This window comes from Geodermatophilus poikilotrophus (assembly GCF_900111455.1).
In the GTDB taxonomy this organism is placed as follows: Bacteria; Actinomycetota; Actinomycetes; order Mycobacteriales; family Geodermatophilaceae; genus Geodermatophilus; species Geodermatophilus poikilotrophus.
Genome location: NZ_FOIE01000008.1, coordinates 214,223 through 239,376 on the forward strand (window position 1 = coordinate 214,223; position 25,154 = coordinate 239,376).

Consider the following 25,154-nt stretch of genomic DNA (forward strand, 5'->3'; position numbering starts at 1 on the left):
GTCGCCGTTGTCCTTGTCGCCGTTGTCCTTGTCGCCGTTGTCCTCGTCAACGACCTCGACGTCCTCCTTGGTCTCCTCGTCGAGCTTCTCGTCGTCCTCGGTGATGGTGACCGTCACGTCGACCTTGTCGCCCTCCTCGGCCTTCTCGTAGTCCTCGACGACCTCGAGTTCGACGGTGATCTCGTTCTTCTCGCCGTTGCAGTCGAGGTCCTCGTCCGCCTTCTCGTAGCGGATGTCCTTGTCCTCGTTCTCGGCGACCACATCGGCCGTGACGGAGTCTTCGTCCTCCTCCTCGCACTTGTACTCGAACGTGACCTTGAGCTTGTCGCCGTCTTCCTCGAGTTCGGCCTCGTCGTTGATCTCGATGACCTTGGCCCAGGTGCCGTCGTCGGAGTGCCCGTCGCCAGCGAGTGCCGGCGAGCCTCCGACGAGGACCATCGCCGTGGCGGCGGGCAGGGCGAGCAGCAGACGTGAACGGTTCATGGAGTCTTCCTTCCCGGCGGCCGCATCCGTGCGGCCGAGAGTGCAATGACGGCCGAGACCCTCTCGGGGTCCGCCGGGAGATCACAACCAGGTCACGGTGAATCCGGCGCTACGAGCTCCGGACCCCGGGCGAGGCGTGACTCCCGGGCCCGTCTCACCTACAGCCTGGCCCCGACAACGCGGCCATCTCATACGTCGCACAGCGCTCTGGTCAGCACCGGCAGGGCACGGCCCAGGTCGGCGCGGGTCGGCGCGGCGAACCCCACGACCAGTCCGGCCGCGTGCGGCCCGGGTCCCGTCCAGTGCCGTCCCAGTCCGTCCACCGCGACGCCGTCCGCGGCCGCTGCGGCGATGACCCCCTCCTCGGCCGCCCGGTCCGGCAGCGGCACGAGCACGTGGGCGCCGGCCGGGTCGCCCTCGGCGTGCGCCCCGCCTGCGGCCACCGCCGCCAGCACCTGCTCGCGCCGGACGACGAGCTCCCGCCGGAGCCGGCGCAGGTGCCGGGCCAGGTCACCGCTGCCGGCCAGCGCGGCGAACACCCGCTGTCCGGCCCGCGCGGGTCGGGTACCGGTCGCCGTCCGCCGGGCGACCAGCGCGGCGCGCAGGTCCGGCGGCGCCACCACCCAGCCCACACCCAGCGTGGGACTGACGATCTTGCTGCTCGTGCCCAGGTGCACCGCGACGTCCGGCCCGAGTGCACCCAGCAGCGGCAGCGGCGCGACGTCGTACCGCAGTTCGCCGTCGTAGTCGTCCTCCAGCACCCACCAGCCCTCGGCGCGGGCCCGGGCGACCAGGCCGAGCCTGCGGGCCGCGGACAGGCGGCGGCCGAGGGGGTACTGGTGCGCCGGCGTGCAGTAGACCGCCGCCAGCCCCGTGGGGACCGCGTCGACGACGAGGCCGTCCCGATCCACCGGCAGCGGCACCACGGTCACGCCGGCGTCCCGGAGCGCCCCCAACACCCGCTGGTAGCCCGGGTCCTCGACCCCCACGCGGCTGCCGGGCGGCAGCAGCCGGGCCACCTCCGCGACGGCCGCCGAGGTCCCGGCGGTGGCCAGCACGTCATCGGGCAGGGCGGCCAGGCCGCGGTGGCGGAGCAGGTGGTCGGTGACGGCGCGCTGGAAGCCCGGGTCGGCGGCCGGCTCCGGACCGGCGTCGGGGGCGGGGTCCCCCGCAGCCCGCCACGCCCGCCGCCAGGCCGAGCGGTCCAGGACCTCCAGGCACGGCGCGCCGGCGCGCAGCTCGATCGGCGCTGCGACCACCCGCGGAGCCGCGGGGCGCGCCGGGGAGGGTGCCGCAGCCGCGGTCTGCGCCCCGACGACGAACGTGCCGACGCCGCGGCGCCCGTCCGCCCAGCCCTCGGCCAGCAGCTGGTCGTAGGCGGCGGCGGTGACGGTGCGGCTGACCCGGAGGGCGACCGCCAGCTCCCGCGTGGAAGGCAGCCGGTCGCCCGGGCGGAGCACGCCGCCCACGGTGGCCGCTCGCAGCGCGTCGGCCAGCTGCACCGACAGCGGCCTCCCCGATCCGCGGTCGAGCACCAGGGGCGGGACGTCGACCACCCGCACCTCCTCCGGCTTCGGGGCAGTGGCCTGCTGGATCGCCAGCGTATTGGCCCTTGGACGGGGCCACCGCACCGGGCACGGTGAGGCCATGGACACCGCACCACCGCTCTCGCCCACCGCCCGCAGCACGGTCCGCCGGGGCGCCGAGCGGGCCCGCACCGACCGCACCGAGCTGCACGCCGTCCTCGACGCCGGCCTGGTGGGGCACCTGGGCGTCGTCCTGGACGGCTCGCCGGTCGTGCTGCCGACCGGCTACGGGCGGCGGGGCGACACCCTCTACCTGCACGGTTCCACCGGCGCGGCGACGCTGCGCGCCGCGGCCGCCGGTGTGCCGGTCTGCTTCACGGTGACCCACGTCGACGGCGTGGTCTACGCCCGCTCGGCCTTCCACCACTCGATGAACTACCGCTGCGCCGTCGTCCACGGCGTCGCCCGTCGGGTGACCGACCCGGGCGAGCGCCTGCTGGGTCTGGAGGCGCTCACCGAGCAGCTGGCCCCCGGCTCCTGGGCCGCCACCCGGCAGCCCGACCGCAGGGAGCTCGCCGCCACCGCACTGCTCGCCCTCGACCTGACCGAGGCCAGCCTCAAGGTGCGGACCGGCCCGCCCGGCGACGACGAGCGCGACCTGGCCGCACCGGTGTGGGCGGGCGTGCTGCCGCTGCGCACCGTCGTCGGGGAGCCCGAACCGTGCCCACTGCTGCCGGACGGGGCGCCGGTGCCGGCCCGGATCCGGGACCGGGGGGTCTGAGAAAGGACCCCGTCCTCCCCACCCTTCGCAGGTTCGGGGCGGGGCCCGGGACGGGGCCGCTCAGCGCGGGGTGACCCGCAGCAGGCGGTCCTCGCCGTCGCCGTTGTCGGTGGTGACGTACAGCGCGCCGTCCCCGCCCTGCTGCACGCTGCGGATGCGGCCGTACGTGCCCTCCAGCTCGGGCAGCCGGAACTGCTCGCGCAGGGTCCCGTCGTCGGCCACGCGCAGGGCCAGGACGCCCTGGTCCCTCAGGATGCCGAGCAGCAGCAGGCCCTCGTACCCCTGCCACTGCTCGCCCGCCAGGAAGGTCGCGCCCGAGGGGGCGATGGTGGGGTCCCCCGACGCCCAGGTGGCCGGCATCGCCTCGGGCAGGGAGAGGTCGGTCATCGACACGAACTCGCCGTAGCCGGGGCCCTGGGGCGCGAAGCCGCCGTTGCCGCCGGCCTGCAGCAGGGTCACCTCGTCGTCCCGGCGGGGGCCGTGCTCGGCGGCGTAGACCTGCCCCGTTCCCGGGCGGACGGCGAGGCCCTGCACGTTGCGGTGCCCGTAGGTCCACACCCGCGGGTCGGCGTCCGGGCGGCCCAGGAACGGGTTGCCGGCGGCCGCCTCGCCGGTGGCCGGGTCGACCCGCAGCACCTTGCCGGCGACCGTGCCGAGGTCCTGGGCGTTGGTGGCGACGGCGTTGTCGCCGGTGCCCACGAGCAGTGCCCCGGTGCCGTCGAAGCGCAGCCGGCAGCCGCCGTGCCGGCCGCGGCGCTCGTTGACCGGGATGTCGTCGATCAGCGGGTCGGCGACGCGGGTCGCCGTCGTCCAGCCCGGGTCGACGGTCCAGGCGGTCACCTGGATCTCCGCTGCGCCGTCCTCCTCGACGCCCTGGCAGGTGTAGAAGCGGCGGTCCCGCGCGAACCCCGGGTCGAGCACCAGGCCCATCAGCCCGGTCTCCCCGGTGGCGAACAGGTCGCCGAAGTCGGCGTCGAGCGCGCGCACCGTGCCGTCGGTCAGCACCGCGGTCAGCCCGCCGCCCCGCTCGTCGAGCAGCAGGGTGCCGTCGGGGGCCTGGGCGACGTCCCAGGGGTGGTCCAGACCCTCGGCGAGGACCGCCACGTCCAGCGCCGGGCGGGGCTCGGACGCCGGATCGGGCTCAGGCGGCGCGGGCGGGGACGTCGTCGCCGTCGGGGCGCTCTGCTCGGCGGGTGCCGCGGCCGCGGGCTCCTCGCCGGGCGTCGCGGAGCACGCGGACAGCAGCAGGACGGCTCCCGTGCCGAGTGCAGCCGGCCCCGTCCGGAGGTTCACCGGGAGCTCGCGAACGGTGAGCGGGACGGGCTCCGAGTGGTGGGGGGCAGGGGGGCCGTCACGGGGTGCTCAGCTGGTGCGCGTCACGACGTAGTCGCACAGGGCCGAGAGCGCCTCGCGGACCGGCCCCTCCGGGACGCCGGACAGCCGCGCCTGCGCCCGGTCGGCGTACTCGCGCAGCACCCCGGTGGCCCGCTGCAGCGCCGCCGAGGAGCGCAGCAGGTCCAGGGCCTCGGCGTGCTCGGCGTCGTCGGTGATGGGTCCGGAGACCAGCGCGCGCAGCCGCTGCTCGGCCGGGTCGTCGCCGGCGAGCGCGAAGAGGGCGGGCAGCGTGGCGATGCCCTCCCGCAGGTCCGTGCCGGGCGACTTCCCCGACGCGCCGTCCCGGCTGAGGATGTCGAGCAGGTCGTCGGAGAGCTGGAAGGCGACGCCGACCTCCTCGCCGAAGGCGGTGAGCGCGGTGACCAGCTCGGCGTCCACCCCGGCGAAGGAGGCACCGAAGCGCGCCGAGGTGGCCACCAGGGAGCCGGTCTTGTCGGCCAGCACGTCGAGGTAGTGGTCGACCGGGTCGTCCCCGGGCTGGGCGCCGACGGTCTCCCGGATCTGCCCGGTGACCAGTCGCTCGAAGGTCCGCGCCTGGATGCGCACCGCCTCGGGGCCGAGGTCGGCGAGCAGGTCGGAGGCGCGGGCGAAGAGGAAGTCGCCGGTGAGGATGGCGATGCTGTTGGACCACCGGCTGTTGGCGCTGGGGGCACCGCGGCGGACGACGGCCTCGTCCATGACGTCGTCGTGGTACAGCGTGGCCAGGTGGGTGAGCTCGCAGACCACCGCGGCCTCGGTGACCCCCCGCGCGTGCGGGTCGCCGAGCTCGGCGGCGAGCAGCGCCAGCAGCGGGCGGAAGCGCTTGCCGCCGGCGGCGACCAGGTGCCCGGCCGCCTCCCGCACGAACGGGTGGTCGCTGCCGACGGCCGTGCGCAGCGCCTCCTCGACGCGGCCCAGCCCCGCGGCGAGCCGGACGCCCAGGTCGCCCTCGGGCAGCCACGGGCCGATCGTCGAGGCGGGGGTCGAGATCCGCTGCCAGGTGTCGGTCGGGGTGTCCCCGCCGACGGCGGCGCTGGCTCCGGTCATCAACCGACGAAGATAGCCGCCTGCTGTGCCAGATCGAGCACCGCCCCGGGCACGACGCCCAGCACCACCGTCGCGGTGACCGTCACGGCGAGCACTAGCGTCGTCGGCAGGCCGGGGACGCCGACCGTCGGTCCGTCGACGGCTGGCTCGGAGAAGTACATCAGCACGATGACGCGCACGTAGAAGAACGCCGCGACGGCGCTGGCCAGCAGCGCCACGACCACCAGCGGCCAGGCCCCGTCGTCGATCGCGGCCCGGAAGACGGCGAACTTCCCGGTGAAGCCGCTGGTGAGCGGGATGCCCGCCAGCGCCAGCAGGAACAGCGCCATCACCGCCGCGGTGAGCGGCGAGCGGCGGCCGAGCCCCGCCCACTTCGACAGGTGGGTGGCCTCGCCGTCGCCGTCGCGGACCAGGGTGAGCACCGCGAAGGCGCCGATCGTGGTGAGCCCGTAGGCCAGCAGGTAGAACATCGTGGCCCCGAGGCCCGAGCCCGTGCCGTCGGCTCCGCTGCCGTAGCCGAGGACGCCGGTGAGCAGGAAGCCGGCGTGGGCGATCGAGGAGTAGGCGAGCATCCGCTTGAGGTCGGTCTGGGTGAGCCCGAGGACGGCACCGACGACCATCGAGACGATCGCGATGCCGTAGACGAGCGGCCGCCAGGTCCACTCGTCGGTGCCGAACGCCACGTAGAGCAGCCGCAGGATCGCCCCGAAGGCCGCGACCTTGGTGCAGGCGGCCATGAAGGCGGTGACCGGTGTCGGGGCGCCCTGGTAGACGTCCGGCGTCCAGGCGTGGAACGGCGCCACGCTGGCCTTGAACATCAGCCCGACGACGAGCAGGGCCAGCCCCAGGACCAGCAGGACCCCGCCCCCGGCCTCCCCGGCGGACGCCTCGCGGATGGCCGACAGCCGGATGCTGCCGGTGGCGCCGTAGACCAGCGCCAGGCCGTAGAGGAAGAAGGCCGAGGCGAACGCGCCCAACAGGAAGTACTTGACCGCCGCCTCCTGCGACAGCAGTCGCCGGCGGCGGGCCAGCCCGCTGATCAGGTACAGCGGCAGGCTGAGCACCTCGAGCGCGACGAACATGACCAGCAGGTCGTTGGCCGCGACGAACAGCATCATGCCGCCGATGGCGAACGTGGCCAGCGGGTAGACCTCGGTCTGCACGCGCGGGGCGGTGATCAGCTCGCGGTCGCGCGGGCTGCCCGCGGGCACGGCCGCGGCGGCGACGAAGGCGGAGCGGGCCGGGTCCAGCGAGCGCTCGGCGAACAGCAGCAGCGACAGCGCGCCGAGCCCGGCGATGGTGGCCTGCAGGAACACCGCGGCGCCGTCGACGGCGAGCGCACCGCCCGCGGTCACCTGCCGCTCCCCCGCCAGCAGCAGGCTGCTGACCAGCCCGCCGAGCGTGCCGACCAGCGCGACGGCGACCTGCACGGGGTGCCGGCTCTCGCGCGGCGCGAACGCCTCGACGAGGACGCCGACGCAGGCGGCACCGAAGACGAACAGCAGAGGTGCCAGCGCGGCCAGGGAGAGGTCCGGGGCCTCGATCATCAGTCCGTCCCCTCGACGGGAGCCTCGGGCGAGACGCCGGCCGGGTCGGCCCCGACGTCGCTCATGGTGGCGGCGACCGCCGGCTCGATCAGGTCGATCAGCGGTTGCGGGTAGACCCCGAGCGCGATGACCAGTGCGACCATCGGCGCGGCGACGGCCAGCTCGCGGCGGGAGAGGTCACGCACCCGCAGCCGGGCCGGCGCCGGCGGCGGGGCCTCGAGGGTGGCGGTCGCGGCGGTGGCCCCTCCCCCGCCGCCCGTGGCGGGCGCAGAGGTCTCCGGCGACGGCTCGAGCAGCACGCCGCGCGGCGGGCCGTGCATGGTGCGTTGGTAGAGCAGCAGCACGTACAGCGCCGCCAGCACGATGCCGACGGTGGCCAGCACCGTGAACACCGGCCGGGTCGGGAAGGAGCCGATCAGCACGAGGAACTCGCTGACGAAGCTGTTGGTGCCCGGCAGCGCGAGGGAGGCCAGGCCCGCGACGAGGAAGACGCCGGCCAGCAGCGGCGCCTGGGCGGCCACGCCGCCGTAGTCGCCGACCTGCCGGGAGCCGCCACGGGCGATGAGCATGCCGACGACCAGGAACAGCAGGCCGGTCGCGATGCCGTGGTTGACCATGTAGAGCACCGCCCCGGTGGCCGCCTCGGTGGTGAAGGCGAAGATGCCCAGGGCGATGAAGCCGAAGTGCGCGATCGAGGTGTAGGAGACCAGCCGCTTCATGTCGCTCTGGCCCATCGCCAGCAGCGCGGCGTAGAGGACGCCGGCGACGGCGAGGGCGAGCACGTACGGCGCGAGGTCGCGCGAGGCGTCGGGGAACAGCGGCAGGCAGTAGCGCAGGAAGCCGAAGGTGCCGACCTTGTCCAGGACGCCGACCAGCAGCACCGACCCGCCGATCGGCGCCTCGGCACCGGAGTCGGGCAGCCAGGTGTGGAACGGCACCAGCGGTGCCTTGATCGCGAACGCGACGAAGAACCCGAGGAACAGCAGCTTCTGCATACCCGGGTCGATCTCCATCCCCCGCAGTGCGTCGAAGGCGAACGTCCCCTCGCCCAGCTCGCCGGCGCTCACCACGTACAGCCCGATGACGGCGGCCAGCATGACCAGCCCGCCGACCAGGCTGTAGAGGAAGAACTTGACCGCCGCGTACTGCCGGCGCGGCCCGCCGAAGCTGCCGATCAGGAAGTACATCGGGACGAGCATCGCCTCGAAGAAGACGTAGAAGAGGAAGACGTCGGTGGCGGCGAAGACGCCGACCATCAGCGACTCCAGCAGCAGGAGCCAGGCGAAGAAGGTCTTCATCGACCGGTGCCCGGTGGGCTCGTCGCGCCAGGAGGCGAGCACCACCACCGGCACCAGGACGCCGATGAGCAGCAGCATCACCAGCGCGATGCCGTCGACGCCGAGGGCGAAGTCGACACCGAAGTCGGGGATCCAGGGGACCGACGTCGTCAGCTGGAACCGCTCACCGCCGGCGTCGAAGGCGACGGTCGCCAGCACCGCGAGCAGCAGCACCAGCAGGCTCACCCCGAGGGCGGCCTGCTTGGCGGTCTCCTCGCGGCCCCGCGGGAGCGCCGCGACGACGGCCGCCCCGACCGCCGGGACGGCGATCATCGTCAGGAGCCAGGGGAAGTCGGTCACGACGTGGCCTCTCGGTTCTGCAGGGACCCGGTCACCCGGCCGTCACCGCCAGCAGCGCGCCCGCCACGACCACCGCGCCGCCGAGCATCGACAGCGCGTAGGAGCGGACGAACCCGGTCTGGGTGCGGCCCAGCCGGGACGACGAGCCGCCCAGCGTCGCGGCCAGCCCGTTGACCGCGCCGTCGACCCCGCGGTTGTCGACGAAGACCAGCGCACGGGTCAGCCACTGGCCCGGCCGCATGAACAGCGACTCGTTCACCGCGTCGGCGTAGAGGGCGCGGCGGGCGGCGCGGGTCACCGGCGACACCCGCACCGGCGCGGTCACCGGGACCTCGCGGCGGCCGACGAACAGCCAGGCGGTGAGCACGCCGAGTGCCATCACCACGGTGACCAGGATGCTCACCACGAGCGGCGCGACGACGTGCTCGGCCGCCTCTGGCTCGCCGAAGACCGGGGTCAGCCACTCCTCCAGCGGGAAGGCGACGACCAGCAGGAAGCCGGCGAGGACCGAACCGACGGCGAGCAGGACCATCGGCGCGGTCATCACCGACGGTGACTCGTGCGGGTGCACCCCGGGCTCCCAGCGGGGGCGGCCGAAGAAGGTCATGAGCATCAGCCGGGTCATGTAGAAGGCGGTGAGCCCGGCGGCCAGGATCGCGATCCCGCCGAGCAGGTAGCCCCAGCCGTCGCCGCGGTCGAACGCGGCCTCGATGATCGCGTCCTTGGTGTAGAAGCCGGACAGGAACGGGAAGCCGATCAGCGCCAGGTAGCCCAGCCCGAACGTCACGAAGGTGACCTTCATCCGCGAGGCCAGCCCGCCGAAGCGGCGCATGTCGACGTCGTCGTCCATCGCGTGCATGACCGAGCCGGCACCGAGGAACAGGCCGGCCTTGAAGAAGCCGTGGGTGAGCAGGTGCGCCAGGCCCGCGACGTAGCCGACCGGGCCGAGCCCGACGGCCAGGAACATGTAGCCGATCTGGCTGACCGTCGAGTAGGCCAGCACCTTCTTGATGTCGTCCTGGGCGCAGCCGGCGATCGCGCCGATCATCAGGGTGATCGCGCCCACGGCGAGGACGGCGGCCCGCGCGGTGGGCGTCGCATCGTAGACCGGTGCGCAGCGCGCGATGAGGTAGACGCCGGCGGTGACCATGGTGGCCGCGTGGATCAGCGCCGACACCGGGGTCGGGCCCTCCATGGCGTCGGGCAGCCACGCTTGCAGCGGGAACTGGCCGGACTTGCCGCACGCGCCGAGCAGGAGCAGCAGCCCGATCGCGGTGACCGTGCCGCCGGCCAGGGTGCCGACCGCGCCGAACACGCCGTCGTAGGAGACCGTCCCCAGCTGCGCGAACATCAGGAAGATCGCCAGCGCCAGCCCGACGTCGCCGACCCGGTTCATGATGAACGCCTTCTTCGCGGCGGTCGCCGCCGACGGGCGCTCGTGCCAGAAGGCGATGAGCAGGTAGGACGCCAGGCCCACGCCCTCCCAGCCGACGTACAGGGCCACGAAGTTGTCGCCGAGGACCAGCAGCAGCATCGCCGCGACGAACAGGTTCAGGTAGGCGAAGAACCGCCGGCGCCGGGGGTCGTGCGCCATGTAGCCGATCGAGTAGACGTGGATCAGCGCGCCGACGCCGGTGATCAGGAGGACGAAGACCGCCGAGAGCGGGTCGAACAGCAGGCCGGCCTGCACGTCCAGCGACCCGGTGGCGACGAAGGTGAACAGGTCGACGTCGAGCCGCCGGCCGTCCAGCTGCAGCGTGCACAGCAGGCCGAGCACGAAGGCCGCGACGACCGTGCCGGTGCCCAGCAGGTGCCCCCAGCGGTCGGTGCGCCGTCCCCCGAGCAGCAGGACGGCGGCGCCGGCCAGCGGCAGCGCGATGAGCAGCCAGGCGGAGGTGATCAGCCCGTCGGCCGGTGCGGTGTCCATCCCCGGTCCCCGTCCCTCAGTACTTGAGCAGGTTGGCGTCGTCGACCGACGCCGACCGGCGGGTCCGGAAGAGCGACATGATGATCGCGAGGCCGACGACGACCTCGGCGGCGGCGACGACCATGACGAAGAACGCCATGACCTGGCCGTCGAGGGTGCCGCTGGCCCGCGCGAAGGTGACCAGCGTCAGGTTCACCGAGTTGAGCATCAGCTCGACGCACATGAACACGACGATCGCGTTGCGCCGCACGAGGACGCCGACCGCGCCGATGGTGAACAGGATCGCGGCGAGCACCAGGTAGTGCGTGAGGCTCATCGGTCGCGCCCCCCCGGGACGTCGCTGGGCGCCGGGTCGAGGGTGCCCAGCGCCGCGTCGGGGGTGCCGAGCTCGGCCCGGCCGGTGGGCCTCGGCATCTGCTCGACCTCCTGGGGCTCGATCCCGGTCGCGAAGCTGTCCTCGGCCAGCCGCCCGTCGGGCAGCAGCGCCGGCGCGGCGACGGAGTTGCCGCGCGCGAAGACACCCGGTCCGGGCAGCGTCTGCGGCCGGTCGGTGAGGAACCGGGCGCGCGACAGCTCCTTCTGCGTGGGCCGGGTGCCGGGCTCGCGCTCGATGTGGGCCAGCACCATCGCCCCGACGGCGGCGGTGATGAGCAGCGCGCTGGTGACCTCGAACGCCAGCAGGTAGCGGGTGAAGAGCACCTCGGCGATCGCCTCGATGTTGCTGGTCTCCGCGCCCTGCACGGCCGCGAGGCCGGCGACGGGGATGCCCTGGGTGGCCCGGGCGATGCCGGCGCCGACCAGCCCGGCGAAGCCGAGGCCGAGCACGATCGCCGCCACCCGCTGACCGCGCAGCGTCTCCACCACCGAGTCGGACGAGTCGCGGCCGACCAGCATCAGCACGAACAGGAAGAGGATCATGATCGCGCCGGTGTAGACGATGATCTGCACCGCGCCGAGGAACGGCGCCTCCTGGACGACGTAGAAGACGCCCAGCGCCAGCATCGTGTTGACCAGCCACAGCGCCGAGTGGACGGCGTTGCGCGAGAGCACCATGCCCAGCGCGCCGGCCAGCGCGATGGGCCCGAGCACCCAGAAGACGACGGCCTCGCCGGTGCCGATGACGACGTCGGGGTTCACGACCGGGCCCCTGGCACCGGCTGGTCGACGCGCGCACCGGCGGCGGGGTCGACCGGCGGGGCCGCTCCTGCTGCCTCCCGGACGTAGTAGTCCTTCTCGTCCTCCCCCAGCCGCATGGCGTGCGGCGGGGCCTCCATGCCCGGCAGCAGCGGCGCCATGAGCTGCTCCTTGGTGTAGATGAGGTCGGCCCGGTTGTCGTCGGCCAGCTCGAAGTCGTTGCTCATGGTCAGCGAGCGGGTGGGGCAGGCCTCGATGCACAGGCCGCAGAAGATGCAGCGCAGGTAGTTGATCTGGTAGACGCGCCCGTACCGCTCGCCGGGCGAGTAGCGCTCGTCCTCGGTGTTGTCACCGCCCTCGACGTAGATGGCGTCGGCGGGGCAGGCCCAGGCGCACAGCTCGCACCCGACGCACTTCTCCAGCCCGTCGGGGTGCCGGTTCAGCACGTGCCGCCCGTGGTAGCGCGGCTTGGTCACCTTGGGCACCTCGGGGTACTCCTCGGTGGTCACCTTGCGGAAGATCTGCGCGAAGGTGACCCCGAAGCCCTGCCCGGGACCGGGCAGCCAGCTGGACCGCTTGACCGCCCCGGCGTCGCGGCCGCGGCGCTCGAGCTCGCGCTTCGTCTGCGCCACCATGTCGTGACCGGGGTCGTGGGGATCCGGCGAACGGCGGTCCACGTCGCGGTGCTCAGTCATCGACGTCCTCCTCGATCGTGGTGGTGCTGCGCCGTCCGGTGCCCACCACGGCGCCCTCGGGCGCGACCGCGTCGCGGCGGCGCAGCCGGGGCGACGGCGGGACGGCGAGGTCCATCGGCGGGATGGGGAAGCCGCCCTCGGCCCGGCTGGGACCGCCCGGCCCGCGGCGCGGCCCGGGCGGCGGCAGCACCTCGGGCTCGGTGGGGTGGTTGGAGCCCGCCGCCGCCTCACGGGCGGCGAGGCGGGTGGCCCGGTTGCTGGCGCGGCTGGCGACCAGCAGCACGGCGATGACGAGCAGCGCGATCGGGACGCCGACGAACAGCGCCACCTGGCCGGTGGAGAGGTCGGCCTCGCGGGCCACGGTGCGCATGGTGGCGACGGCGAGGATCCAGACCAGCGCGGTCGGGACCAGCACCTTCCACCCGAAGCGCATGAACTGGTCGTAGCGCAGCCGGGGCAGCGTGCCGCGCAGCCAGATGAAGACGAACAGCGCGGCGACGACCTTGAGGAAGAACCACAGCAGTGGCCACCAGCCGGAGTTGGCGCCGTCCCAGACCGAGATCGGCCACGGCGCCCGCCAGCCGCCGAGGAACAGCGTCGCGGCCAGCGCGGAGACGGTGACCATGTTGATGTACTCGGCGAGGAAGAACAGCGCGAACTTCAGCGACGAGTACTCGGTGTGGAAGCCGCCGACCAGCTCGCTCTCGGCCTCGGGCAGGTCGAACGGCGCCCGGTTGGTCTCCCCCACCACGGCGATGACGTAGATGACGAAGGAGACCGGCAGCAGGACGGCGAACCAGCCGGGGCCGGTGAACTCCAGGCCGAAGAAGGAGACCGGGTTGCCGTCGGCCTGCGCCGCGACGATCTCCGAGGTGGACATCGACCCCGCGTAGAGGAACACCGCGACGATCGACAGGCCCATCGCGATCTCGTAGCTGATCATCTGCGCGGCGCTGCGCAGCGAGCCCAGCAGCGGGTACGTGGACCCGGAGGCCCAGCCGCCGAGGACGATGCCGTAGATCCCCATGGCCGAGCAGGCCAGCACGACGAGGACCCCGATGGGGGCGTCGGTGAGCTGCAGCGGCGTCTGCTGGCCGAAGATGCTGACCACCGGGCCGAGCGGGATCACCGAGAACGCGAGGAACGCGGGCACGGTGGCGAGGACCGGGGCCAGGAAGTAGACCGGCTTGTCGGCCAGCGCCGGCATGATGTCTTCCTTGAACGCCAGCTTCAGCCCGTCGGCGAGGCTCTGCAGGTAGCCGCGCGGCCCGACCCGGTTGGGGCCGATCCGCTGCTGCATCCGCGCGACGACCTTGCGCTCGAACACGATGGCGAACAGCGTCAGCAGCACCAGCAGGGCGAAGACCCCGACGACCTTGATGAGGACGATCCACCACACGTCGGTGCCGAAGTCCGCGAGGGTCGGCTGGTCGGCCGCGGCGGCGAGGATCACTCCGCACCCCCCGCGACCAGGCGGACGACGCCGCCGGGCGGGGTGCCCAGCCGGGTGCGCAGCTCGCTGCCCGGTGAGCGCATCGGCAGCCAGACCACCTGGTCGGGCATCTCGGTCACCAGCACCGGCAGGCTGACCTCCCCCATCGCGCCGCAGACGGTGACCCGGTCGCCGTCGGCCAGGCCCAGCCGGCGGGCGGCGTCCTTGCCGAGACGGGCGACCGGCGGGCGGGCGGTGCCGGCGAGCTCCGGCTCGTCGCGCTGCAGCGTCCCGACGTCCAGCAGCTGCCGCCAGGAGGCGAGCACCGCCTGGTCCTCGGCGAGCTCCGGGTCACCCGGCGGGACGACGTCCAGACCCCGGACCCGCGGGCGCTCGGCGACCACGCCGAGGGCGGCGAGCTCGGCACGGGCGACCTCGGGTGCGGGCAGCCGCAGGTCGACGTCCATCTCGTCGGCCAGGCCCTGCAGCACGCGGCCGTCGGGCAGCTGCCCGGCGCCGTGCAGCGTGGTGTCGAACGGGCGCAGCCGGCCCTCCCAGTCCAGGTAGGCGCCGGCCTTCTCGGAGGCGGCGGCCACCGGGAGGACGACGTCGGCGTGCTCGGTGACCGCGCTGGGGAGCATCTCCAGGCTCACCACGAAGTCGGCCCGGGCCAGGGCGGCCTCGGCCAGGCCCGGATCCGGGAGGTCGGCGGGGTCGACGCCGCCGACGAGCAGGCCGGCGAGCTCCCCGTGGACCACCGCGGTGAGGATGCCGGTGGTGTCGCGCCCGGGGGTGGCCGGCAGCTCGTCGACACCCCAGGCGGCGGCGACCTGGGCGCGGGCGCCGGCGTCGGTGACCGGGCGACCGCCGGGGAGCAGGGCCGGCAGCGCCCCGGCCTCGACGGCACCGCGCTCACCGGCCCGCCGCGGCACCCACGCCACGCGGGCGCCGGTCGCGCGGGCGAGTGCGACGAGGGCCGAGAGCGCGCCGGGCGACTCGGCCAGCCGCTCGCCGGCGAGCACGACCGCCCCCGACTGCCGCAGCGCCTCGACCGCGGGCCCGCCCCAGCTGCCCTCGGCGAGGGCGGCCAGCGAGCGGGCCTCCGTGCCGGGCCGGGTGGCCAGCACCGTGGCCTGCAGCTTCTCCGCGGCGGCAGTGGCGAACGGGGCGAGGTCGTACACCGCCAGCCGGTTCTTCCGCACCGCCCGGCGCAACCGCAGGAAGACGATCGGCGACTCCTCCTCCGGCTCCAGGCCGGCGAGCAGCACGGCAGGCGCGCTGGTCAGGTCGTCGTAGGTGACCGCACCGTTGGCCGGGCCGGTGCCGGCGACGTGCGCCACCAGGAAGGCCAGCTCCTCGGCCGAGTGCGCGCGGGCGCGGGCGTCGACGTCGTTGGTGCCCAGCGCCACCCGGGCGAACTTGGCGTAGGCGTAGGCGTCCTCCACGGTCAGCCGCCCGCCGGGCAGCACCCCGACCCCGCCGGCGTCCCGCGCGGCGCGCAGCCCCTCGGCGGCCGCGGCCCACGCCTCCGGCCAGGACGCGGGCTGCAGCACGCCGTCCCGCCGGACCAGCGGCGTGGTGAGCCGGTCGTTGGCCGTGGCGTACCGGAAGGCCCACCGCCCCTTGTCGCAGTTCCACTCCTCGTTGACCGCCGGGTCGTCCCCCGCCAGCCGGCGCAGCACCTTGCCGCGGCGGTAGTCGGTGCGCTGGGCGCAGCCGGAGGCGCAGTGCTCGCAGACGCTCGGCTCGCTGCGCAGGTCGAACGGTCGGGAGCGGAACCGGTACTGGGCGCTGGTCAGGGCGCCGACCGGGCAGATCTGCGTGGTGTTGCCGGAGAAGTAGGAGGAGAACGGCTCGTCCTCGTAGATGGCCACCTGCTCCAGCGCGCCGCGCTCGAACAGCTCGATGAACGGGTCGCCGGCGACCTGCTGGGAGAAGCGCGTGCAGCGGGCGCAGAGCACGCAGCGCTCGCGGTCGAGCAGCACCTCGCTGCTGATCGGCAGCGGCTTGGGGTAGGTGCGCTTGACGTCGACGAACCGGCTCTCCGTGCGGCCGTTGCTCATCGCCTGGTTCTGCAGCGGGCACTCGCCGCCCTTGTCGCAGACCGGGCAGTCCAGCGGGTGGTTGATGAGCAGCAGCTCCATCGTGCCCTGCTGCGCCTTGTCGGCGACCGGGCTGGTGAGCTGGGTCTTCACCACCATCCCGTCGGTGACCGGCATGGTGCAGGAGGCGACCGGCTTGCGCTGGCCCTCCACCTCGACCAGGCACTGGCGGCAGGCGCCGACCGGCTCGAGCAGCGGGTGGTCGCAGAACCGCGGGATCTGGACGCCGATCTGCTCGGCGGCCCGGATGATCAGCGTCCCCTTGGGCACGGCGACGTCGAAGCCGTCGATCGAGCAGTGGACGGCGTCCGGCGGGGTCTGCGGACCGGGCACCGCGGGCGCGGTGGCCGGGGCGGGCTGGGGCGTCGTCACGAGGCCACTCCGACGGGTTCGAGCCGGAGACTGCGGCCCAGGCGGGCCTGTTCCTCCGGCGGCAGCAGCGCGACGTAGTCGTCGCGGAAGTACTTCAGCGAGCTGGAGATGCAGCTGGTCGCGCCGTCACCGAGGGCGCAGAAGGAGCGGCCCAGGATGTTGTCGCAGGTGTCGGTGAGCAGGTCCAGGTCCGCCGCCGTCCCCCGGCCGTCGACCAGGCGCTGCAGGACCTGCACCAGCCAGTACGTCCCCTCGCGGCACGGGGTGCACTTGCCGCAGCTCTCGTGCGCGTAGAACTCGGTGAACCGCAGGGTGGCCTCGACGATCGAGTCGGTCTCGTCGAAGACCATGAGCGCGGTGGTGCCGAGCATCGAGCCCGCGGCGGCCACCGAGTCGAAGTCCAGCGGGACGTCGAGGTGCTCGGGGGTGAAGTACGGCGTCGACGAGCCGCCCGGCGTCCAGAACTTGAGCTCGTGCCCCGGGCGGACGCCGCCGGCCATGTCCAGCAGCTCGCGCATCGTCGTCCCCATGGGGGCCTCGTACTGGCCGGGGCGGACGACGCGGCCCGACAGCGAGTAGATCTTCGGTCCGGGCGACCGCTCCGGGCCGAACTCCTTGAACCAGTCCGAGCCGCCGCGGACGACGAACGGCACGCTGGCCAGCGTCTCCACGTTGTTGATCACCGTGGGGGCGCCGTAGAGGCCGGCCACGGCGGGGAACGGCGGCTTGAGGCGCGGCTGCCCGCGGTAGCCCTCGAGCGAGTCGAGCAGCGCGGTCTCCTCGCCGCAGATGTAGGCGCCGGCACCCGCGTGCACGATCAGCTCCAGGTCGTAGCCCGAGCCGAGGATGTCGGTGCCGAGGTAGCCCGCCTCGTAGGCCTCGCGGACGGCGTTGACCAGCCGGCGGTGGGCGTGCACCGCCTCGCCGCGGACGTAGATGACCGCCAGGTGCGACCGGATGGCGTAGGAGGCGATGACCACGCCCTCCACCAGGGAGTGCGGGTCGGCCATCATCAGCGGCAGGTCCTTGCAGGTGCCCGGCTCGCCCTCGTCGGCGTTGACCACGAGGTACTTGGGCAGCGCGGCCGGCCCGGTCGGCGTCTCCCCCGGCTTGGGCTGCGGGATGAAGCTCCACTTCATGCCGGTCGGGAAGCCCGCGCCGCCACGGCCGCGCAGCCCGGAGTCCTTGACCATGCCGACCAGCTCGTCGGGGGTCATGGACAGCGCGGTGCGCAGCGCGGTGTAGCCGTCGAGCCGCTCGTAGGTCGACAGCCGCCAGGACTGCGGCTCGGCCCAGCGCGAGGTGAGCACGGGTGCGAGGGGCATGTCACGCCTTCCCGTCGGTCGGGGTGGTGCCGGTGGCGGGCTCGGTGGCGGGTGGGGTCTCGGTGCCGGCGTGCTGCCGGCCCCGCGGCTGCCCGTACTCGGCGCCCTTGTCGGGGTGCGCCTGCGCGGCGCCGGCCCGCTCGGCGGGGTTGTCCGCGGCCGCGACGCGGGCGTCGGCGGCCTCCTCCTCCGGCGTCTCGCCGGTGCGGCCCGAGGGCCGCACCGTCTCGCCGGCCCCGTCCCGGGCCCCGCCCTGAGCCTGCGAGGGGTGGGCAGGACGGGGTCCTCCTGCGGTGTCGGCCGGCGGCCGCGCGGGCCCGGGCATCGGCGGGGCGGACTCACCGCGCTCCGCGGCCAGCCGCAGCCCGGCCAGCGTCGGGCCGATCGCGCCCTCGGCGTCGACCGCGGCTGCCCGGGCGGCCTCGCCGCCGTACTGGTCGAAGCCGGCCAGCTGGCGGGAGACGCCGCGGAAGTCGGTCAGCGGCGCCCCGCGGGTGGGGTGCGGCTTCTCGCCACGGCGGAGCGCCGCGACCAGTTCGCGGGCGCTGTCGACGTCCTGCTGGTCGTAGAACTCGTAGTCGACGGTGACCACCGGCGCGTAGTCGCAGGCGGCCAGGCACTCGGCGTGCTCGAGGGTGACCGAGCCGTCGGCGGCGGTCTCGTCGTGGTGGACGCCGAGGTCGCGGGAGAGCGCGTCGAAGATCCGCTGCCCGCCCAGGACGGCGCACAGCGTGTTGGTGCAGACGCTGACCAGGTGCCGGCCGGTGGGGCGGCGCTTGTACATCGTGTAGAAGGTCGCGACCGCGCCCACCTCGGCCTTGGTCAGCCCCAGCTCCTCGGCGCACAGCGCGACGCCCTCGGGGGTGACGTAGCCCTGGTGGCTCTGGACCAGGTGCAGCATCGGCAGCAGCGCGGAACGGGGCTGCGGGTAGCGGGCGATGATCTCCCGCGCCTCCAGCCGGACCTGCTCGGTCAGCGGCGGCAGGTCCGCGGCGGCGGGCTCGACCGGGCTGGAGTCCAGCCCGGTGACCGCCGTCCCCTCGGCGCTCCCGGGGAGGGCGCTCATCGGTCGCACCCGCCCATCACCGGGTCCAGGGAGGCGATGGCCGCGATGACGTCGGCGATCATGCCGCCCTCGCTCATCGCCGCCGTGGCCTGCAGGTTGACGAAACTGGGGTCGCGCACGTGCACCCGCCACGGTCTGGTGCCGCCGTCGCTGACCACGTGGTAGCCCAGCTCGCCGCGGGGTGACTCGATGGGCACGTAGACCTGGCCGGCCGGCACCCGGAAGCCCTCGGTGACCAGCTTGAAGTGGTGGATCAGGGCCTCCATCGACTGCCCCATGATGTGCTTGACGTGCTCCAGGGAGTTGCCCATGCCGTCGGGCCCCAGCGACAGCTGGGCCGGCCAGGCGATCTTCTTGTCCTCGACCATGACCGGCCCCGGCTCCAGCCGGTCCAGGGCCTGCTCGATGATCTTCAGCGACTCGTTCACCTCGGCCATGCGGACCAGGTAGCGGCCCCAGGCGTCGCAGGTGTCGGCGGTCGGCACCTCGAAGTCGTAGGTCTCGTAGCCCAGGTAGGGCTCGACCTTGCGCAGGTCCCACGGCAGCCCGGCGGCGCGCAGCACCGGCCCGGTGACACCCATCGCCACGCAGCCGGTGACGTCGAGGTAGCCGGCGTCCTTGAGCCGGGCCTGCCAGATCGGCTGGCCGGTGAGCAGCTTGTGGAAGTCGGCGACCCGGTCCGGCATGACCTGCAGGAACTCCCGGATGTGCTCGACCGCGCCGGGCGGGAGGTCCTGCGCCAGCCCGCCGGGGCGGATGTAGGCGTGGTTCATCCGCAGCCCGGTGATCTCCTCGAGCAGGTCCAGGACCAGTTCCCGCTCGCGGAAGCCGTTGGTCATCCCGGTGAGCGCGCCCATCTCCATGCCGAAGGTGGCCAGCGCGACCAGGTGCGAGGCGATCCGGTTGAGCTCCATGACCAGCACGCGGATCGTCCGCGCGCGCTGCGGCGCCTCGATGCCCAGCAGCTTCTCGACGGCCAGGCAGTACCCGGCCTCGTTGTACAGCGGGGACAGGTAGTCCATCCGCGTGACGAACGTCGTCCCCTGCGTCCAGTTGCGGTACTCGGTGTTCTTCTCGATGCCGGTGTGCAGGTAGCCGATCACCACCCGCGCCTTGGTGACCGTCTCGCCCTCGAGGTCGAGGACGAGCCGCAGGACGCCGTGGGTGGAGGGGTGCTGCGGGCCCATGTTGACGACGAGGCGCTCCTCGCCGTAGGCCTCCGCGCCGAGCGTCTGGTCCCAGTCACCGCCGGTGACGGTGTAGACGCGGCCCTCGGTGGTCTCCCGGGAGCCGGCGTACGGGTCGGTGGGGTTGTAGGTGGTGCTCATCGGTAGCTCCGCCGGGTGTCGGGGGGCGGGATCGTGGCGTCGTGGTACTCCACCGGCACGCCGCCGAGCGGGTAGTCCTTGCGCTGGGGGTGGCCGTCCCAGTCGTCGGGCATGAGGATCCGGGTCAGCGCCGGGTGGCCGTCGAAGACGACGCCGAACATGTCCCACGTCTCCCGCTCGTGCCAGTCCGCCGTCGGGTAGACGGACGTGACCGAGGGGACGTGCGGGTCCTCGGCGGTCACCGCGACCTCCAGCCGGATCCGCCGCCGGTAGGTCATCGAGGTCAGGTGCAGGACGACGTGCAACCGGGGCCGGCCGGGACCTGCCGCGGGGCCGCCGCTGTCCAGGTAGTCGACGCCGGAGACGCTGCTGCACAGCTCGAAGCGCAGCGCCTCGTCGTCGCGCAGGGCCCGCACCAGGGTGAGCAGGTGCTCGCGGGCGACGAAGTAGGTGATCTCGCCGCGGTCGGCCAGCACCCGCTGCACGGCGGCGTCGTAGGTGGCCTGGCCGACGGCGTCGATCAGCGCGTCGGTGACCTCGTCGAAGTACCCGCCGTAGGGCCGCTCGGTGGAGTGCAGCGCGACCGCGCCGCCGGGCTCGACGCGGACCAGCCCGCCGAAGCCGGAGGTGTCGCCGCTGCCGCTGACCCCGAACGCGCCCTTGCGGAACCCGCCGCCGGGGGCGGTGGCGCCCTGCTCGGCGTCCGTGCCGCTGCGGTCGCCCGGGCCGGTCACCGGTTCCCCCGCACGTACGGCTCGGGCAGCAGGACGGCGTCGCCGCCGCGCTGCTCGATGGCGAACTGGCCGGTGCGCCGGTCGGCCGCCGCGCGCTCGTAGGCCGCCCGCGCCGCCTTGTCGGCCCGGACGCTGGACGGCATCTCGACGTACAGCTCCTGCGCCCGGCCCTCGGCCCGCGCCTGCTCGAGCTCACGGGCCCGCCTCGGACCCAGCGGCTCGTGCATGATCTTGTGGTGCAGCTTGAGGATCGCGTCGGTGAGCATCTCCGGCCGCGGCGGGCACCCGGGCAGGTACATGTCCACCGGGACGACGTGGTCGACGCCCTGCACGATCGCGTAGTTGTTGAACATCCCGCCGGAGCTCGCGCACACGCCCATCGCCAGCACCCAGCGGGGCTCGGGCATCTGGTCGTAGATCTGGCGCAGGACCGGGGCCATCTTCTGGCTGACCCGCCCGGCGACGATCATCAGGTCGGCCTGCCGCGGGGAGGCCCGGAAGACCTCCATGCCGAAGCGGGCCAGGTCGTAGCGGCCGGCGCCGGTGGCCATCATCTCGATCGCGCAGCAGGCCAGCCCGAAGGTGGCCGGCCACAGCGACGACTTGCGGGTCCAGTTGACCAGCTTCTCCACCGAGGTCAGCAGGACGCCGCTCGGCAGTTTCTCCTCGAGTCCCATCAGAGGCCTCTCAGTCCCAGTCCAGGCCGCCGCGTCGCCACACGTAGACGTAGGCGATGAACACGGTGCCGATGAAGACGACCATCTCGACCAGCCCGAAGACGCCCAGCGCGTCGTTGGCGACGGCCCACGGGTAGAGGAAGACGATCTCGATGTCGAAGACGATGAAGATCATCGCCGTGAGGTAGTACTTGACCGGGAAACGGCCGCCGGTCAGCGGCTGGTCCACCGGCTCGATGCCGCACTCGTAGGCGGCCAGCTTCGCCCGGTTGTACCGGCGGGGGCCGACGAACGGCGCGACCGCCACCGAGAACAGCGCGAACGCCGCGGCCAGCGCGAACAGGCCGACGATCGGCACGTACACCGAGAGCACAGCGTCTACCTCTCGCCGTCGGGGGTCGGGTCGGGAGCGGTCACGTCAGACCGCCGGGGCCAGGCGGGTCAGGACGGCGACGGCGCGGTCGAACCGGTCGCCGTCCCGGCCGTCGGAGAGGTTGCCCATCAGCCGCAGCGCCCGGGCCACCAGCGACGGCCGCTTCAGGCCGTGCGCGGTGGCGAACCGGACCAGGTCCGGCCGGGCCAGCAGCGCCAGGAACCCGGTGCCCAGCCGGTGGTGGCGCCCGTACTCCTCGCGCAGCCGGGCCGGGTACCGGCGCAGCACCGCCTCGCGCGCGACCCCCTCGGGCGCGGCCAGGCCCGCCACGGCGGTCTCGGCGGCCATCCGGCCGGTCTCCAGCGCGTAGCTGATGCCCTCGCCGTTGAACGGGTTGACGGTGCCCGCGGCGTCGCCGGCCAGGAGCAGCCCGCGGGTGTAGGCCGGCCCGCGGTGCAGCGCCATCGGCAGGCCCGCACCGCGCAGCGGGGTGACCGCGTGCTCCTCGCCGAGCTGCCACTCGGCCGGCAGGGTGGCCAGCCACCCGCGCAGCACCGCCCGCGGCTCGGCGCCGGTGCCGCGGCGGGTGTCGAGCAGGCCGAAGCCGACGTTGCTGGTGCCGTCGCCCATGCCGAACGCCCAGCCGTAGCCGGGCATCGAGTCCGCGCTCGGGCCACCGGTGGACAGGTCGAAGGAGATGTCGAGGTACTGGTCGTCCGTGCGCGGGGACGAGACGTACCGGCGGACGGCGACGCCGAGCGGCCGGTCCTCCCGTCGCAGCAGGCCCAGCGCCTTGGCCAGCCGCCCGGAGAGCCCCTCGGCGGAGACGACCAGCGGCGCGCGCCAGGTGGCCGGCGTCCGGTCCGGGCCCTCCTCGGCGTGCACCCCGGCGACCCGGCCGGCGTCGTCCAGCAGCGGGCCGGTGACCGTGACCTCCTGCACCAGCCGGGCGCCGGCCGCGACGGCGTGGTCGGCCAGCCCGGCGTCGAGGTCGCGGCGACCGCGGATCAGGCCGTACGACGGCCAGCGGTCCAGGACCGGCCAGTCGACCTCGACCACCTGGCCGCCGCCGGTGACCCGCAGGCCCTTGTGGCGGACCCAGCCGGTGGTGTCGACCCCCATGTCGTCGAGCGCCTTGACCCCGCGCGGGGTCAGCCCGTCGCCGCAGACCTTCTCGCGGGGCAGCCGGGCCTTCTCCAGGACGGCGACGTCGAGGCCGGCCCGGGCGAGGTGCCACGCGGCCGAGGAGCCCGCCGGGCCGGCGCCGACGACGAGCACGTCGGCCCGCCGGTCGCCGTCGTCCACCTCGGCCCCCTCCGTTCGAGTTCACCGGCCACTTTGTGAATTGCTTCACAAGGCGGCCCGGTCCCCACTCTAGGCCGGGGTGTGAGCTCGGTGACAAGTGGGCACCTGCGATTGGTACGTCACGGTTCCGTCTCGTCCCACCCGTACCAGGCGGGAGGCGCTCAGCCGAGCGGCTTGCGGCCGCGGTGCAGCGCCACGATGCCGCCGGTGAGGTCGCGCCAGGCGACGTCGGCCCAGCCGGCACCCTGCAGCCGGGCGGCCAGCGCCGGCTGGTCGGGCCAGGCCCGGATCGACTCGGCCAGGTAGACGTAGGCGTCGGGGTTGCTGCTGACCGCGCGCGCTATGCGCGGCAGCGCCCGCATCAGGTACTCGGTGTAGACGGTGCGGAAGGGCGCCCAGGTGGGGCTGGAGAACTCGCAGACCACCAGCGTGCCGCCGGGGCGGGTGACCCGGGTGAACTCGCGCAGCGCGGCGTCGGGGTCGGCGACGTTGCGCAGGCCGAAGGAGATGACCACGCCGTCGACGCTCTCGTCGGCCAGCGGCAGGGCCATGGCGTCGCCGGCCACCTTGGGCACCGGCCGGGCCGCGCCCGCGCGCAGCATCCCCTGGGAGAAGTCGCAGGCGATGGCGTGCACGCCGCCGGCGGACAGCTCGACGGTGGAGACCGCCGTCCCGGCGGCGACGTCGAGCACGGTCTGGCCCGGGTGGGCGCCCAGGGCCTCGCGGGTGGCCCGCCGCCAGGAGGCGTCGAGGCCGCCGGAGAGGACCGTGTTGGTGACGTCGTAGCGCTCCGCGACCCGGTCGAACATGGCCGCGACGTCGGCCGGCCGCTTGTCCAGACCGGCCCGGACCCCGGCGGTGTGTGCGCTGTCTCGCCGGTCTCCCACGACGGCGACGCTACCGGGCTGCCTACCCTGGGCTGGTGAGCGTGGCAGCAGTGACCACCCCCGGTGCGGTCACGCCCGTCGTCACGACCACCCCGCTGCTCGAGCCCCCCGCTCTGCTCGACCTGCTGCCGGCCGCCGGCGCCCTGTCCTGGGTGCGCCGCGGGGAGGGCCTGGTCGGCTGGGGCGAGGCTGCCCGGCTGGAGGTCACCGGCCCGCGGGCCCTGGCCGAGGCGGCCGCGTGGTGGGAGGCCCACAGCGCCGGTCTGGACGTCGACGACCGGGCCGGGGTGCCCGGTTCCGGGCCGGTCGTGTTCGCCAGCATCGCCTTCGACCCGGCCGCCGGGACGTCGGTGTTCGTCGTCCCCGAGGTCGTCGTCGGCCGGCGGGACGGCCTGGCCTGGGTGACCACCAGCGGGGACGCCGACCCCGCCGACGTGCTGTCCGCCGCACCCAGGACCGCGCCGTCCGCGCCGGGGCGGCTGCGCTACGCCGACGGCGCGCTGGACCCCGCCTCGTGGTGCGCGACGGTGGCCGCGGCCGTCGAGCGGATCGACGCCGGCGAGCTGGCCAAGGTGGTGCTGGCCCGTGACCTGCTGGTCACCGCTGACGCACCGCTGGCCCCCCGCGCGCTGCTCGCCCGGCTCGCCGCCCGCTTCCCCGACTGCTGGACCTTCGCCGTCGACGGCCTGCTGGGCGCGACGCCGGAGCTGCTGCTGCGCCGGACCGGCCGGCAGCTGTCCTCGCGGGTGCTCGCCGGGACCGCCCCCCGCGGCGCCGGCGCCGACGACGAGCGGCTGGCCGCCGGCCTGCTCGCCTCGGCCAAGGACCGCGCCGAGCACGCCCTCGCGGTGGAGTCGCTGGTGCGCGCGCTGGACCCCTACTGCACGGCGCTCACCGCGCCCGGCGAGCCCGAGCTGCTGACGCTGGCCAACGTGCGGCACCTGGCCACCGACGTCACCGGCGTCCAGCGCCGGGCCGGTGCCCGCGGCTCCGCCGGCCTGCTCGAGCTGGTCGGCGCGGTGCACCCGACGGCCGCGGTCTGCGGCACCCCGACCGACGCCGCCGCCGCGCTGATCGGCGAGCTGGAGGGCATGGACCGCGGCCGCTACGCCGGCCCGGTCGGCTGGGTGGACGCCCGCGGGGACGGCGAGTTCGGCCTGGCGCTGCGCTGCGCGGAGCTGTCCGACCGGGACCCGGCCTCGGCGCGCCTGTTCGCCGGCTGCGGCATCGTCGCCGGCTCCGACCCGGCCGCCGAGCTGGCCGAGACCCAGGCGAAGTTCGCCGCCTTCCAGGCCGCGCTGGAGAGCTGAGCCGGGCTCGTCCGCACGGGCGTGCCAACTCCGCAGGCGACGACCTCCTCCCCGGAGGGTCGTGCTCTGCCCAGCACCGTGGGCAGAGCACG

Annotated in this window: 22 protein-coding genes; 2 read left to right on the forward strand and 20 right to left on the reverse strand. The window is 74.2% G+C overall.

Annotation, left to right across the window (positions count from 1 at the left end; translation table 11 throughout):
* Positions 1 to 483, reverse strand: a 483-nt coding sequence (locus BMW27_RS18600; RefSeq protein ID WP_217638204.1) for a hypothetical protein, incomplete at its 3' end; no start/stop codon positions are given.
* 188 nt (positions 484 to 671) lie between these two features.
* Entirely contained in the window at positions 672 to 2,039 is a 1,368-nt protein-coding gene (locus BMW27_RS18605; protein ID WP_091446715.1) for an aminotransferase-like domain-containing protein, read from the reverse strand.
* A gap of 91 nt (positions 2,040 to 2,130) precedes the next feature.
* Here BMW27_RS18605 and BMW27_RS18610 point away from each other — a divergent pair, with 91 nt between their 5' ends.
* Positions 2,131 to 2,790, forward strand: a complete 660-nt coding sequence (locus tag BMW27_RS18610; RefSeq protein ID WP_091446716.1) for a pyridoxamine 5'-phosphate oxidase family protein — start codon at positions 2,131 to 2,133, stop codon at positions 2,788 to 2,790.
* A 60-nt stretch (positions 2,791 to 2,850) separates the two neighbouring features.
* Here the strand turns inward: BMW27_RS18610 and BMW27_RS18615 are convergent, their stop codons facing one another.
* From BMW27_RS18615 to BMW27_RS18700, 18 genes are all read right to left on the reverse strand, one after another.
* A complete protein-coding gene (locus tag BMW27_RS18615; protein ID WP_091446717.1) occupies positions 2,851 to 4,083 on the reverse strand; it encodes a PQQ-dependent sugar dehydrogenase in 1,233 nt (410 codons plus the stop codon).
* 69 nt (positions 4,084 to 4,152) lie between these two features.
* The gene (locus BMW27_RS18620) at positions 4,153 to 5,211 is read right to left on the reverse strand and encodes a polyprenyl synthetase family protein (protein WP_175486562.1); all 1,059 of its coding nucleotides are present in this window, start codon (positions 5,209 to 5,211) and stop codon (positions 4,153 to 4,155) included.
* Positions 5,211 to 6,758: an NADH-quinone oxidoreductase subunit NuoN gene (nuoN, locus tag BMW27_RS18625; protein WP_091446718.1), complete on the reverse strand. Its 1,548-nt coding sequence runs from the start codon at positions 6,756 to 6,758 to the stop codon at positions 5,211 to 5,213. Before nuoN ends, BMW27_RS18620 begins: the two co-directional genes overlap by 1 nt.
* A complete protein-coding gene (locus tag BMW27_RS18630; protein WP_091446719.1) occupies positions 6,758 to 8,395 on the reverse strand; it encodes an NADH-quinone oxidoreductase subunit M in 1,638 nt (545 codons plus the stop codon). The genes nuoN and BMW27_RS18630 overlap by 1 nt, the downstream gene beginning before the upstream one ends.
* Before the next feature lie 31 nt (positions 8,396 to 8,426).
* Complete coding sequence (gene nuoL, locus BMW27_RS18635; RefSeq protein ID WP_175486563.1) at positions 8,427 to 10,322, reverse strand: NADH-quinone oxidoreductase subunit L; 1,896 nt, start codon at positions 10,320 to 10,322, stop codon at positions 8,427 to 8,429.
* A 16-nt stretch (positions 10,323 to 10,338) separates the two neighbouring features.
* Positions 10,339 to 10,638, reverse strand: coding sequence for an NADH-quinone oxidoreductase subunit NuoK (nuoK, locus tag BMW27_RS18640; RefSeq protein WP_091447113.1), 300 nt, complete (start codon positions 10,636 to 10,638; stop codon positions 10,339 to 10,341).
* Positions 10,635 to 11,459 carry an NADH-quinone oxidoreductase subunit J gene (locus BMW27_RS18645; RefSeq protein ID WP_091447116.1) on the reverse strand — a complete coding sequence of 275 codons (825 nt, stop codon included), beginning with the start codon at positions 11,457 to 11,459 and terminating at the stop codon, positions 10,635 to 10,637. Before BMW27_RS18645 ends, nuoK begins: the two co-directional genes overlap by 4 nt.
* Positions 11,456 to 12,151 (reverse strand): NADH-quinone oxidoreductase subunit NuoI, encoded by a 696-nt coding sequence (gene nuoI / locus BMW27_RS18650; RefSeq protein WP_281244777.1) that lies wholly within the window; start codon positions 12,149 to 12,151, stop codon positions 11,456 to 11,458. The genes BMW27_RS18645 and nuoI overlap by 4 nt, the downstream gene beginning before the upstream one ends.
* Entirely contained in the window at positions 12,144 to 13,604 is a 1,461-nt protein-coding gene (gene nuoH / locus BMW27_RS18655; RefSeq protein WP_091446720.1) for an NADH-quinone oxidoreductase subunit NuoH, read from the reverse strand. Before nuoH ends, nuoI begins: the two co-directional genes overlap by 8 nt.
* Positions 13,601 to 16,057 carry an NADH-quinone oxidoreductase subunit G gene (locus tag BMW27_RS18660; RefSeq protein ID WP_091446721.1) on the reverse strand — a complete coding sequence of 819 codons (2,457 nt, stop codon included), beginning with the start codon at positions 16,055 to 16,057 and terminating at the stop codon, positions 13,601 to 13,603. The genes nuoH and BMW27_RS18660 overlap by 4 nt, the downstream gene beginning before the upstream one ends.
* Entirely contained in the window at positions 16,054 to 17,382 is a 1,329-nt protein-coding gene (gene nuoF, locus BMW27_RS18665; RefSeq protein WP_091446722.1) for an NADH-quinone oxidoreductase subunit NuoF, read from the reverse strand. Before nuoF ends, BMW27_RS18660 begins: the two co-directional genes overlap by 4 nt.
* A gap of 1 nt (position 17,383) precedes the next feature.
* Positions 17,384 to 18,448 carry an NADH-quinone oxidoreductase subunit NuoE gene (gene nuoE, locus BMW27_RS18670; protein ID WP_091446723.1) on the reverse strand — a complete coding sequence of 355 codons (1,065 nt, stop codon included), beginning with the start codon at positions 18,446 to 18,448 and terminating at the stop codon, positions 17,384 to 17,386.
* A complete protein-coding gene (locus BMW27_RS18675) occupies positions 18,445 to 19,776 on the reverse strand; it encodes an NADH-quinone oxidoreductase subunit D (protein ID WP_091446724.1) in 1,332 nt (443 codons plus the stop codon). The genes nuoE and BMW27_RS18675 overlap by 4 nt, the downstream gene beginning before the upstream one ends.
* Entirely contained in the window at positions 19,773 to 20,510 is a 738-nt protein-coding gene (locus BMW27_RS18680; RefSeq protein WP_091446732.1) for an NADH-quinone oxidoreductase subunit C, read from the reverse strand. The genes BMW27_RS18675 and BMW27_RS18680 overlap by 4 nt, the downstream gene beginning before the upstream one ends.
* A complete protein-coding gene (locus BMW27_RS18685; RefSeq protein ID WP_091446734.1) occupies positions 20,507 to 21,187 on the reverse strand; it encodes a NuoB/complex I 20 kDa subunit family protein in 681 nt (226 codons plus the stop codon). Before BMW27_RS18685 ends, BMW27_RS18680 begins: the two co-directional genes overlap by 4 nt.
* A 10-nt stretch (positions 21,188 to 21,197) precedes the next feature.
* Entirely contained in the window at positions 21,198 to 21,560 is a 363-nt protein-coding gene (locus BMW27_RS18690; RefSeq protein ID WP_091446737.1) for an NADH-quinone oxidoreductase subunit A, read from the reverse strand.
* Between the two features lie 45 nt (positions 21,561 to 21,605).
* Complete coding sequence (locus tag BMW27_RS18695; protein ID WP_091446739.1) at positions 21,606 to 22,865, reverse strand: geranylgeranyl reductase family protein; 1,260 nt, start codon at positions 22,863 to 22,865, stop codon at positions 21,606 to 21,608.
* A 161-nt stretch (positions 22,866 to 23,026) separates the two neighbouring features.
* A complete protein-coding gene (locus tag BMW27_RS18700; protein WP_091446740.1) occupies positions 23,027 to 23,752 on the reverse strand; it encodes a demethylmenaquinone methyltransferase in 726 nt (241 codons plus the stop codon).
* 35 nt (positions 23,753 to 23,787) lie between these two features.
* Here BMW27_RS18700 and BMW27_RS18705 point away from each other — a divergent pair, with 35 nt between their 5' ends.
* Positions 23,788 to 25,062 (forward strand): isochorismate synthase, encoded by a 1,275-nt coding sequence (locus tag BMW27_RS18705; RefSeq protein ID WP_175486564.1) that lies wholly within the window; start codon positions 23,788 to 23,790, stop codon positions 25,060 to 25,062.
* The last annotated feature ends 92 nt before the right edge of the window (positions 25,063 to 25,154 follow it).